Below are 11,578 nucleotides of genomic sequence, written 5' to 3'. Positions count from 1 at the left end.
CATGCCCTTAAAGTTGTGTTGTGGTACCAAGCGATGCATAGCTCTGGTACGACTTCATCTGTCTTGCAATCTGCGAGATCTTGCTGGCGTAATTCGGGTCGGTGGCGTACCCGGCCTTCTGCAACTCTTGCACGAACTGTTCTGGTTTATCGGCCGCCTTCACCGCATCTTGATAGCGGGAATTGTTCTGCAGCAGGCTGACCAGGTCGTGGAAACTGTCCTGGTAGGAGTCGTAGGAACGGAACGCTGCGGTCTCCTTGACGAACTGGCCGTCGCGGTATTCGCTGGTGATCGCCCGCGCCGAATCGCCTTCCCAGTTGCCGGTGGCCTTGATGCCGAACAGGTTGTGGCTGCTGCTGCCGTCGCTGTTGCGCATCACCGACCTGCCCCAGCCGGTTTCCAGGGCGGCCTGGGCCACCAGGTAACGCGGGTCGACGCCGATGCGCTTGGCGGCCTGCTCGGCCATCGGCAGCATGGTGGCGACGAATTGATCGCTGTCGGCGAACGCCTTCTGCGGCGCCAGCGGCGGCTGTGCCACGGCTCGCCCGGTGATGCGCAGGCCACGCTCAGGCACAGCGAAGCTCTGTGCCACCTGCTGCCCGTCACGGGCCGGCACGGCAGCGGTATTGGTCGCCGCTACCGGGCTGCCAGCCGACGGCACGATGCCGGCCAACAGGCGGTCGGTCAGCTTGCTCGGCAGGGCCAGGCGCCGTGCGTTGAGCGCGGCAACATCGTTGCGCGTGGCGCTCGACGGCGTGGCATGCACAGGTTCGGCCACCTTGTTGCCCCACAGCGGCGGTGCGCTGCCCTCGCTACGCGCAAACGGGCTGGTGCTGGGCGGGGCGCTCTTGTGCTTGGACAGCTGGCGAACCAGCACATCCTGCAAGCCGATACCGCCGCCTTCGCGGGACATGCTCACGGCCAGCTGCTGGTCGTACATGTCGCGGTACTGCTTGACCGTCTCGCTGTTCATCGGGTTGTCGTCGGCCAGTACATCGCTGGCCTTGCGCGAAGCCTTGAGCATCTCGCTGATGAACAGCGACTCGAACTCCTGGGCTACCTTGCGCACGTTGGCGTCGCTGTCGCGGTCACCATGCTTGAGCGAGCTCAGGCGATTGAGGTCGGTATAAGCGCCGCTGTCGGCGGTGCTGGAAACCAGGCTTTTCGAGTTCATCCGCGGCCTCCTCAGATCACGATCAGGTCGGCCTGCAGGGCGCCGGCCTGTTTCAGGGCTTCGAGGATGGCCATCAGGTCGCTGGGCGCCGCCCCCACCTGGTTCACCGCACGGACGATTTCATCCAGCGTGGTACCCGGGCCGAACTTGAACATCGGCTTGGCTTCCTGCTGCGCATTGACCCGCGAACGCGGCACCACGGCGGTCTGGCCATTGGAGAACGGCCCTGGCTGGCTGACGATCGGGTCTTCGGTGATGGTGACGGTGAGGCTGCCGTGGGTCACGGCCGCAGGTGAGACCTTGACGTTCTGGCCAATGACAATGGTGCCGGTACGCGAGTTGATGATGACCTTGGCCACGGCCTGGCCCGGGTCGATCTCCAGGTTCTCGAGGATCGACAGGTAATCGACGCGCTGGCTCGGGTCCATCGGTGCACTGACGCGCACCGAGCCACCGTCCACGGCCTGGGCCACGCCTGGGCCGAGCAGTTCGTTGACCTTGTCGACGATGCGCTTGGCCGTGGTGAAGTCGGGGCGATTGAGGTTCAAGGTCAGGGTGTTGCCCTGGTTGAAGCCACTCGGCACTGCCCGTTCTACAGAGGCACCACCGGGAATACGGCCAGCCGACGGAACATTGACGGTGATCTTCGAGCCGTCACGGCCTTCGGCGTCAAAACCACCGACTACCAGGTTGCCTTGGGCGATGGCGTAGACGTTGCCATCGATACCCTTGAGCGGGGTCATCAGCAGGCTGCCGCCGCGCAGGCTCTTGGAGTTACCGATCGACGACACGGTGATGTCCACCACCTGGCCCGGCTTGGCGAAAGGTGGCAGGTCGGCATGTACCGATACGGCGGCTACGTTTTTCAACTGCACGTTGCCCGAGCCAGGCGGCACCTTGATGCCGAACTGCGACAGCATGTTGTTGAAGGTCTGCAGGGTGAACGGTGTTTGGGTGGTCTGGTCACCCGTACCGTTGAGCCCTACCACCAGGCCGTAACCGATCAACTGGTTGGAACGCACGCCAGAGATGCTGGCGATGTCCTTCAGGCGCTCGGCATGGGCACCGAACGCACAGGACAGAAGCAGGGTTGCGGCAATCAGCTGCCTGAGGTTGAACATGTTCATCCGTACTCAGAAGGGCCAAAGCGGGCTGAGGAAGAAGCGGTCCAGCCACCCGGGCTGGCTGGCGTCGGCGAACGAACCCGTCCCTGAATAGGTGATACGCGCATCGGCCACGCGGGTCGACGGCACGGTGTTGTCGGTGGCGATGTCGTCGGCACGTATCAGGCCGGCAATGCGTACCAGTTCTTCACCTGTGTTCAGGGTCATCCACTTCTCGCCGCGCACGGCGATGATGCCGTTAGGCAGCACCTCGGCCACGGTGACCGTGATTGAGCCGGTCAGGGTATTGCCCTGGGTGGCCTTGCTGTCGCCCTTGGTGGTGCGGTCGCCGCTGTAGCCGGCTTCAAGCGACAGGTCGCCTCCGCCAAACGGGTTGTTGGTGTTTGGCGTGGAGCCGAACAGCGAAGTCAGGCCGATGTCTGCCTTGCTGTTCTTCTGGATCTGCGAGCCTGCGTTCTTGCTGGCCGACGTGCGCTCGTTGAGGGTGATGGTGATGATGTCACCCACGCGGAACGCCTTGCGGTCGGTGTACAGGCTCTGCTCGAAACCGGCCTGGTAGATCGAACCGTTGTTGGCCGCTGCCGGCAACGGGGTGCGCGGCAAAACCGGCGCATAGTACGGGTCGTTGGGCTTGGGCGTCGGTGCGACGCAACCAGCCAGAACCACCACCCCCCCCAGGGCGAATACGGACAACAAACGCTTCATGACGCATACCTCACGGTGTAACTGAACTAGGGCGGCCAGGGCTTACAGCTGCTGAGTGACGAACGACAGCATCTGGTCGGCGGTGGAGATGACCTTGGAGTTCATCTCGTAGGCACGCTGGGTGGTGATCATGTTCACCAGCTCTTCCACGGTGCTGACGTTGGAGTTTTCCAGGGTCTGCTGCAGGGTGGTGCCAAAGCCGTTCAGGCCTGGTGTACCGACCTGTGGCGCACCGCTGGCGGCGGTTTCCAGGAACAGGTTTTCACCGATGGCCTGCAGGCCAGCCGGGTTGATGAAGTCAGCGGTCTGGATGTTGCCGATAACCTGCGCAGCCGGGTTGCCGGCGGTGGTGATCGACACGGTGCCGTCCTGGCCGACGGTGAAGGTCTGGGCATCGTTGGGCACGACGATCGCAGGCTCGAGGGCAAAGCCGTTGGCGGTCACGATCTGGCCGTCGGAATTCAGGTGGAAGGTGCCGTCGCGGGTGTACGACACGGTGCCATCGGGCTGCAGAACCTGGAAGAAGCCACGGCCGTTGACGGCCATGTCCAGTGGGTTTTCGGTGGTCTGCAGGCTGCCGGTCTGGAAGTTCTTCTGGGTGCCGACGATGCGCACACCGGTACCGACCTGCAGGCCCGACGGCAACTCGCTGTCCTGAGTGGACTGCGCGCCTGGCTGGCGTTTGATCTGGTACAGCAGGTCCTGGAACTCGGCACGGTCACGCTTGAAACCGGTGGTCGAAACGTTGGCCAGGTTGTTGGAAATGACCGTGAGGTTGGTGTCCTGGGCGGACAGGCCGGTTTTAGCGACCCAAAGAGCCGGAAGCATCAGTATTCTCCTCGTGCGCCTGTTTTACGGCACCCGTTCAAGTGTGGTTAGCCGATTTGCAAAACACGCGCCATGGCTTCGTCGCCTTCCTTGGCCGCGTTCATCATCTTCACGTGCAGTTCGAATTGACGGGACAGCGCCAGCACCGAAGTCATTTCTTCCACGGCGTTGACGTTGCTGCCCTCCAGGAAGCCTGACACCACACGCACATTGACGTCGGCGGCGGCCGGCTGGCCATTCTGGGTGTGGATCAGCCCATCAAGGCCTTTGCTCAGGCCTTTGGTGTCCGGGTTGACCAGCTTGATGCGGTCGACTTCGGCCATCACCCGCGGGTCTTCGCCCATGGAGCGGATGCTGATGGTGCCATCGGCGCCCACTTCGACTTTCTGCTCTGGCGGAATGGCGATCGGGCCGCCGTTGCCGATCACCGGCATGCCATTGCCGGCGCGCAGGACGCCCAAGGCATCGATGTTCAGGCTGCCGGTGCGCACGTAAGCTTCACGGCCATCCGGTGCCTGCACGGCGATAAAGCCCTGCCCGGCCACGGCCACGTCCAGATCGCGCCCGGTCTCGACCATCGGCCCTTCACTGAAGTCCGTGGCAGGGCGCTCGGTCATGGCAAACGCCCGCGACGGAAAGCTGTCGCCGAACACCGGCATCGAACGCGCCTGCTCCAGGTCACGCTGGAAGCCGTTGGTGGAAATGTTCGCCAGGTTGTTGGCGTGGGCCTTCTGCGCCAGCGCGTTCTGGCTGGCGCCGGTCATGGCCACGTAAAGCATCTTGTCCACAGTCATCCTCCGCTGCACTGGCGATCGTTTGCCGCTCGCCGCTGCTGTGCAGGCGTAGAAGCAAGTTCCGAACCAACTTTTTGAAAGTGTGAAAAAGCCCGTGAATACGGGCCTTTGCGGGTGAGGGTGGCGAGGGGGACGCCGGTTATCCGGCGCCAGGTTGCCGATTGCGGCAAACCTGTACCGGCCTCTTCGCGGGGCAAGCCCGCTCCCACAGGTTTGAGGGCGCAACACAATTCCCTGTGGGAGCGGGCTTGCCCCGCGAAGAGGCCGGCACAAGACTCAACGATCGCGGCAACCACCATTGTTGTAGGGCCCGGCAAAACGCTTCCAGCCTTCCCCCGGCGACCACTGCGAACACACCAGGCGGCCATCCACCTGGCTCTCCCAGCGCCACCATGGCGCGGTGCCTGCCTGTGCCTGGTAAAGGCAGAAAGCGGCCAGCAATGCGACAACCCACTTTTTCATGTTCCCTCCCGCAGATGCGACAAACCCCTTCACGAGAAAGGGGTTCGCCCAAACACCATCACCCCGTGACCATCACGTCATCTGGATGATGGTCTGCATGACGGTGCTTTCGGTGGAGATGGTCTTGGCGTTCGCCTGGTAGTTGCTCTGCGCCTTGATCAATTCCACCAGCTCCTGGGTCAGGTTGACGTTGGAGCCTTCCAGCGCATTGGACTCGACGCTACCCAGGGTACCGGTCTTCGGCGAATCGATGCCGGGAATGCCAGAGGTGTAGGTTTCAGTCCAGCGGGTGCCGCCGATCTGCTGCAAGCCCTGCTCGTTGGCGAAGCTGGCCAGGGCCACCTGGCCGATGGCGCGCGACTGCTGGTTGGTGAAACTGGCGAACAGCACGCCGGTGGAGTCGATGCTCAAGCTCGACAGAATACCGGTGGCATAACCGTCCTGGGACTGCGACATACGGGCAGTGTCGGTGTTGTAGGAGGTGGTGCTGTTCATCGACAGCTTCATGCCATCGGGATTGCCATTCGCGCCGTTGGCGGCCCATGCTCCCGACGCATCCTGCACTGCTGGCACCCAACCGGCCATGGTGAAGACGTTGTTGGTCACGCTGAACGATGCGCCAGGCGGGTGGCCGGTGTTGTCGGCCGCCATGCTCTTCACCGAACCATCGCTGTTGAAGCTGATAGTGCCGGTCAGGGGCGTGGTGGAAGACGGGTCGAACGGGTTGCGACCGTCGACCAGGGTGTACATGGTCCACTCGTTGGTGCCGGTCTTGCGGTAGAACTGCTCCATGGTGTGCTCGTTGCCCTGGCTGTCATACACCTTGGTCGGGAACGACTTGGAGTAGGTGGTTTCGTCCGAGGGATCGAACACCTTGTTCGGCACCAGGTTGCCCGTGCCGTCATCGACTTCCAGCGGGATGTCGACAGACGACGAGTTCAGGTTGATGCCCTGGTCGATCAAGGTCGTGGCCTTGGGCTTGAGTGCCGACGTGTCGATTTGCAGGTCGGTCAGCACACCCTTCTGGATCTTGCCGTTCGAGTCGGCCGCATAGCCTTGCAGACGCAGGCCATCGGAAGTCACCACGAAGTTGTTCTTGTCGGGCTGGAACGCACCGGCACGGGTGTACACCTGGGCCCCGTTGTCGGACAGGACGAAGAAGCCTTGGCCCTGGATGCCCATGTCCAGCACGTTGCCGGTATTGTTCACGTCACCCTGGGTGAACTGCTGCGAAACAGCCGCCAGGCGCACACCGTTGCCGACCTGGTTCTTGCCTACGCCCAGGCGGTTGGCGCCGGCGTAGACGTCGGCGAACTCGGCGCGCGACGATTTGAAACCGGTGGTGTTGACGTTGGCAATGTTGTTGCCGGTAACGTCCAACTGCTTGTTGGCTGCGTACAGACCGCTAAGGCCGATATTGAAAGACATGAATTCACTCCTGTGCCGCGCTAGCGGGCCTTAGATACCGATGGTTTGTACGTCGGAGAGGGAAACCTTGCCGACACCCGCGAGGTTGAGCACCATTTCGCCCGTGGCGTTGAAGCTGACACTGGTCACCTTCGCCGGCAGCAGGGTGTTCATTTGCACTGTTTTGCCATCGACCGTGGTGCTGGCGGTGAAGGAATAGGTACCCGGGTCGACCTTCTCGCCCTTGGCGTTGGTGCCATCCCAGATGAAATCGGCGTAACCGGCTTTCTGCTCGCCCAGCTCGATGGTCTTGACGGTATTGCCGTCCTTGTCCTTGATGGTGATCTTCGCCTCGCTGATCGCTTGCGGCACGACGAACTGCGCGTTGAAGCTTTCCGTGGTATCGACCACCGCCTTGTCGTTCTGTACCACCACCGAACGGCCGACCAGCGAGGACGCCTGCAGGGCCTGGGACGAGGCCATGGCGTTGGTGATGCCGCTGACCGATTCGTTCAGCGTCGTGATGCCTTCCAGGCTGCTGAACTGTGCCAACTGGGCCACGAATTCGCCGTTGTCCTGGGGGTCCAGCGGGTTCTGGTGTTGCATCTGGGTAACCAGCAGCTGCAGGAACGCGTCCTTGCCGAGCGTGTCGGTACCGGTCTTGGATGCGGTGTCGGGGGTTTTCTTGGCGCTGCCACCCACGCCCGATGCCGACAAGACATCGTTGAGGTTCACACCGTTGGTGCTATCGACTGCCATGGTCTGGATTCCTTATCACTGACCGAGGGTCAGGACTTTCTGCATCATGTTCTTGGCGGTGTTCATCAGCTCGGCGTTGGTCTGGAACGCCCGGCTGGCAGAAATCATGTCAGCCATTTCCTCGACCACATTGACGTTCGGGTAGTACACGTAGCCGTCCTTGTTCGCCGCCGGGTGGTTTGGCTCGTAACGCGCCTCCAGGTTGCTCTGGTCTTCGATAATCCCCTTGACCTGCACGCCCTGCCCTGCCTCGCCCTGGTCCTCGAACAGCGACTGGCTGACACCGGCCTGGGCGTTCTGGAAGGTGGTGGCGAACACCGGGTGGCGCGCACGGTAGGTCTGGTCGATGCTCGACGAAACGGTTTCGGCGTTGGCGATGTTGGAAGCCACGGTGTTGAGGCGGGTGTTCTGCGCGCTCATGCCGCTACCGGCAATGTTGAAAACACTGGAAAGGGACATGGTCATTCTCCGCGCAGGGCCGAAACCAGCCCTTTGAATTTACTGTTGAGCAGCGTGAAGCTGGCTTGGAAGCCGATGGCGTTTTCGGTGTAGTTTGATTGCTCGATCTGGGCGTCCACGGTGTTCTGGTCAATCGACGGCTGCGTCGGCGTGCGGTACTGCAGCGTGTCGTCGGCCATCGCCAGGCCTTCGGCCTCGATGTGACGGCTATTGGTGCGCTCCATGGCGAAACGGCCACCGCTTTGCTGCTTCTGGCTTTCGGCAGCAAGCACCGAAGAGAAGTCCATGTCACGCGCCTTGTAGTTGGGCGTGTCGGCGTTGGCGATGTTGTTGGCCAGCACTTCGGCGCGCTGGGCACGGAAGCCCAAGGCCTTTTCATGGATGCCAAGCGCCTTGTCGAAACTGATGCTCATGTCGGGGAAACCTTCAAAGGTTGACCGGAAGATCGTTGACCAAGCTATAGCAAGGGCTGTGCCAAACCTTCAAAAACCCGAAAACACTGGGCTGCGCCAGGCATCAAGGGGCGGAGGATGCCAGAAAAGCGGCAAAGTGCTTCCGCTTGATGAGGGGAAAGCGGCAATTGCCGGACGGCAAAAGCGGCAAACCAAAAAATTGACGTCAACTGAAAGCGGCCACTGGCCTTGAAATCGGTGCAGCAGCAGGAGCCGGCTTACTGGCGACAGGGGGTCGAGCAAACAACAAAAAAGGCCGGCATCGTTACTGCCGGCCTTTTGCCTACTTGGCCTGGTAGATGATCCCCGGGCTGCACTGCACCATCTGGTAATGGTCCGGCAGCCCGTTGAGCGCTTCGGAGGCGCCCAGGAACAGGTACCCACCCGGCTTCAGGGTGCTGTGAATACGCAACAGGATGTCCCTCTTGACCTGCGCCGAGAAGTAGATCAGCACGTTGCGGCAGAACACGATGTCGAATTTGCCCAACGCTGCGTAGCTGTCGAGCAGGTTGAACGAACGGAACTCGACACGGCTGCGAATGGCCGGCTTGACCGCCCAGCGCCCCGGCCCCTTGGTATCGAAGTAGCGCTGCAGGCGCTCCTGGGACAGGCCGCGCGCGATCGCCAGGCTGTCGTATTCGCCGGTCTTGCAGTTGTTCAGCATCGACCCGGACAGGTCGGTGGCGACGATCTGCGCGCCCATCTTCAGTTGGCCAAGGTTGCTGCGCTCGAATTCGTCGATGGCCATCGAAATGGAATACGGCTCCTGGCCCGAAGAACAGGCCGCCGACCACATGCGCAGGCGCTGGCCTGGATTGTTCTTGATGAACTCCGGGATGACCTTGTTCTTGAGCACTTCGAACGGGTAGGTATCGCGAAACCACAAGGTCTCGTTGGTGGTCATGGCATCGACCACCTGCTCGCGCAGGCCGCTACGCGGCTGAGTCTGGATGCGCTGCACGAGCTCACCCAGGCTCTTGATGCCCTGTTGCTCCATGAGCTTGTTGAGACGGCTCGAGACCAGGTATTGCTTGTTCTCGCCCAGCAGGATGCCACAGGCTTTCTCCAGGAATACCCGGAACTGTTCGAAATCCAAATTACCCGTAGACACTACTGCAGCCTCTTTTCAATCACTGGTGCCGGGAACTGCCTCCCGGCTGCTTCAATGCGTTGCCTTGATCCGGTCGACCACTCGCTGGGCCAGATCGTCCGGCTTGAACTTGGCAAGGAAGTCATCCGCCCCGACTTTCTTGACCATCGCCTGGTTGAACACCCCGGACAGCGAAGTATGCAGGACGATGTGCAATTTTTGCATACGCGGGTCGTTACGGATCTCGGCCGTCAGCGTATAACCGTCCATTTCCGGCATTTCAATGTCCGAGATCATCATCAGGAACTCTTCTTCCGGCTTTTTGCCTTCGTCGACCAACTTGCGCAGGTAGTCCAAGGCCTGACGACCGTCATTGAGCGCCACCACCTCGACCCCGACGGTTTGCAGGCAGCGGCTGACCTGCTTGCGCGCCACCGACGAATCGTCGACAGTCAGCACCCGCAGCAGCACGGCCTTGTCCTGCACATCGGCATCGACCACACCGGCAGACACCGATTCGGACGATGGCGCTACCTCGGCCAGCACCTTTTCCACGTCGATGATCTCCACCATGCGGTTGTCCACACGGGTGACCGCGGTCAGGTAGTGATCACGGCCGGTACCCTTGGGTGGCGGATGGATCTCTTCCCAGTTCATGTTGACGATGCGCTCGACCGAATGCACCAGAAACCCCTGGGTCTTGGTGTTGTACTCGGTGATGATCACGAAGCTGTTGCGTGTTTCTTCCTTCAACCCAGGCAGGCCCGTTGCCATCGACAGGTCGAGGATCGGGATGGTTGCCCCGCGAATGTTCGCCACGCCGCGTACCACCGGGTGGGATTTGGGCAACAAGGTCAGCTCCGGGCACTGCAGCACCTCGCGCACCTTGAATACGTTGATCCCGTAAAGCTGCTCGCCATTGAGGCGGAACAGCAACAACTCCAGGCGATTCTGCCCCACCAGCTGCGTGCGCTGGTTGACCGAATCCATTACCCCCGCCATGCCTGACTCCTTATGGTTTGTGCTTTTCGTCGCCACTCGGTTAACGAGTCGGCACGGGCTTTGCTTTTTTGAGCGCCATGTACACGAAAACGACAATTTTCCGACGACTGCCCCACCTGCTCAGTGGCGCACTGGCCGTGCTGAGCCTGCTGGCGCCCGGCCTTCGTACGCTGGCGGACGCAGTTACCTTGCCTGAACAGCTTATCGGTGTCACCCAAGGGTTTCTTGAATTCACCGTCGAGGATTACCTGGCCACCACCCAGACCGCCGGGCGCTACGAGATCCAGGTCAACCCACTCGATCCGCGCCTGCGCATGCCGCTGTGCAGCCAGCCGCTGGACGCTTCGCTGGAAAGCCCGGCGCAGCCTCTGGGCCGGGTAACGGTGCGGGTACGCTGTGACAGCAGCGCGCCGTGGACCCTCTTCGTGCCGGCAACGGTGCGCTTGTTCCGCGACGTGGTGGTGGTCACCCGCCCGCTCAAGCGGGAAAACATCATTGCCGAGGGCGACGTAGCCTTGCGCGAGCGCGACGTGGGGACCCTCGGCCAGGGTTTCCTCACGGACCTCGACCAGGCAGTGGGCATGAAAATGCTGCGCCCTACGGTCATCGATCAGGTGCTTACCCCGCAGCACCTGGAACAGGCCGAAGTGATCCGTAAGGGCGACCATGTGGTGATCATCGCCCGCAGCGGCAGCCTCAGCGTGCGCATGCCGGGCGAAGCCTTGAGTAAAGGCGGCCAGGGTGAGCAGATACGGGTGCGCAACCTCAATTCGCAGCGAGTGGTGAAGGCCAGGGTCACCGGGCCTGGCCAGGTCGAGGTGGCCATGTAGATTGGGCTGGCGGTGGGGAACCGCTTTTCCTAAACTGTGTCAGAAAACGGGTACGCGGGCTTGCCGACAGGCGGCTGAGCATTTGTGCCTAAAGTTTCTTTCGGGTTGGCCGAAAACAAGGCAAGCGTCCAAATACCCAGAGGTTTCTGATCATGGTCATCGACTTCAGTCGTTTGAATAACTCTCCGTCCATCACGGGCGGCGTTCGCGGCAACACCGCGACCGGTAACGCCGACAAAGCCGGCGAAACCCACGAAGCGCCGAAAAGCGCTGGCGCCAGCGGAGAAGCGGTACACCTCAGCCAAGAGGCCCAGCAGTTGCAGAAGATCAGCGACAAGCTGCGTGATCAGCCCGCCGTCGACAGTGCCCGTGTGGCGCAGTTGAAACAGGCGATCGCTGATGGCAGCTACCAGGTCAATGCCGGCCGGGTCGCCAGCAAACTGCTCGATTTCGAAGCCCAGCGCTAACCGTTCGGCGCGCTGACTTCACGGA

At 61.7% G+C, this 11,578-nt stretch carries 14 protein-coding genes; 2 read left to right on the top strand and 12 right to left on the bottom strand.

From position 1 onward, the window contains the following. Positions 1-7 precede the first annotated feature (7 nt). The 12 genes from flgJ to L6D80_RS01115 form a co-directional block, all read right to left on the bottom strand. Positions 8-1,174 (bottom strand): flagellar assembly peptidoglycan hydrolase FlgJ, encoded by a 1,167-nt coding sequence (gene flgJ, locus L6D80_RS01170; protein WP_176514447.1) that lies wholly within the window; start codon positions 1,172-1,174, stop codon positions 8-10. An 11-nt stretch (positions 1,175-1,185) separates the two neighbouring features. Further along, a complete protein-coding gene (locus L6D80_RS01165) occupies positions 1,186-2,295 on the bottom strand; it encodes a flagellar basal body P-ring protein FlgI (protein WP_054900119.1) in 1,110 nt (369 codons plus the stop codon). A 12-nt stretch (positions 2,296-2,307) separates the two neighbouring features. Then, positions 2,308-3,003 carry a flagellar basal body L-ring protein FlgH gene (gene flgH, locus L6D80_RS01160; protein WP_054900083.1) on the bottom strand — a complete coding sequence of 232 codons (696 nt, stop codon included), beginning with the start codon at positions 3,001-3,003 and terminating at the stop codon, positions 2,308-2,310. A 42-nt stretch (positions 3,004-3,045) separates the two neighbouring features. After that, positions 3,046-3,831 carry a flagellar basal-body rod protein FlgG gene (gene flgG, locus L6D80_RS01155; RefSeq protein ID WP_054900084.1) on the bottom strand — a complete coding sequence of 262 codons (786 nt, stop codon included), beginning with the start codon at positions 3,829-3,831 and terminating at the stop codon, positions 3,046-3,048. A gap of 47 nt (positions 3,832-3,878) precedes the next feature. Continuing rightward, the gene (gene flgF, locus L6D80_RS01150; protein WP_054900120.1) at positions 3,879-4,619 is read right to left on the bottom strand and encodes a flagellar basal-body rod protein FlgF; all 741 of its coding nucleotides are present in this window, start codon (positions 4,617-4,619) and stop codon (positions 3,879-3,881) included. A gap of 282 nt (positions 4,620-4,901) precedes the next feature. Then, the gene (locus tag L6D80_RS01145; RefSeq protein ID WP_054900085.1) at positions 4,902-5,087 is read right to left on the bottom strand and encodes a hypothetical protein; all 186 of its coding nucleotides are present in this window, start codon (positions 5,085-5,087) and stop codon (positions 4,902-4,904) included. Between the two features lie 72 nt (positions 5,088-5,159). After that, positions 5,160-6,515 (bottom strand): flagellar hook protein FlgE, encoded by a 1,356-nt coding sequence (gene flgE / locus L6D80_RS01140; protein ID WP_054900086.1) that lies wholly within the window; start codon positions 6,513-6,515, stop codon positions 5,160-5,162. Between the two features lie 30 nt (positions 6,516-6,545). Continuing rightward, positions 6,546-7,253 carry a flagellar hook assembly protein FlgD gene (gene flgD / locus L6D80_RS01135; protein WP_176514448.1) on the bottom strand — a complete coding sequence of 236 codons (708 nt, stop codon included), beginning with the start codon at positions 7,251-7,253 and terminating at the stop codon, positions 6,546-6,548. Between the two features lie 15 nt (positions 7,254-7,268). Continuing rightward, positions 7,269-7,712 carry a flagellar basal body rod protein FlgC gene (flgC, locus tag L6D80_RS01130; RefSeq protein ID WP_054900088.1) on the bottom strand — a complete coding sequence of 148 codons (444 nt, stop codon included), beginning with the start codon at positions 7,710-7,712 and terminating at the stop codon, positions 7,269-7,271. 2 nt (positions 7,713-7,714) lie between these two features. Further along, positions 7,715-8,125: a flagellar basal body rod protein FlgB gene (flgB, locus tag L6D80_RS01125; protein ID WP_054900089.1), complete on the bottom strand. Its 411-nt coding sequence runs from the start codon at positions 8,123-8,125 to the stop codon at positions 7,715-7,717. Positions 8,126-8,447: 322 nt separating this feature from the next. Next, positions 8,448-9,275, bottom strand: a complete 828-nt coding sequence (cheR, locus tag L6D80_RS01120) for a protein-glutamate O-methyltransferase CheR (protein WP_054900090.1) — start codon at positions 9,273-9,275, stop codon at positions 8,448-8,450. A gap of 51 nt (positions 9,276-9,326) precedes the next feature. Beyond that, positions 9,327-10,256, bottom strand: coding sequence for a chemotaxis protein CheV (locus tag L6D80_RS01115; RefSeq protein WP_054900091.1), 930 nt, complete (start codon positions 10,254-10,256; stop codon positions 9,327-9,329). Between the two features lie 77 nt (positions 10,257-10,333). Here L6D80_RS01115 and flgA point away from each other — a divergent pair, with 77 nt between their 5' ends. Together flgA and flgM are read left to right on the top strand one after the other, a co-directional pair. Further along, positions 10,334-11,086 carry a flagellar basal body P-ring formation chaperone FlgA gene (gene flgA / locus L6D80_RS01110; RefSeq protein WP_054900092.1) on the top strand — a complete coding sequence of 251 codons (753 nt, stop codon included), beginning with the start codon at positions 10,334-10,336 and terminating at the stop codon, positions 11,084-11,086. A gap of 152 nt (positions 11,087-11,238) precedes the next feature. Next, positions 11,239-11,553, top strand: a complete 315-nt coding sequence (gene flgM / locus L6D80_RS01105; RefSeq protein ID WP_176514450.1) for a flagellar biosynthesis anti-sigma factor FlgM — start codon at positions 11,239-11,241, stop codon at positions 11,551-11,553. The last annotated feature ends 25 nt before the right edge of the window (positions 11,554-11,578 follow it).

It is taken from the genome of Pseudomonas ceruminis (genome assembly GCF_021602025.1).
Classification (GTDB): Bacteria; Pseudomonadota; Gammaproteobacteria; order Pseudomonadales; family Pseudomonadaceae; genus Aquipseudomonas; species Aquipseudomonas ceruminis.
This window is presented reverse-complemented; position numbering and strand designations above follow the sequence as displayed.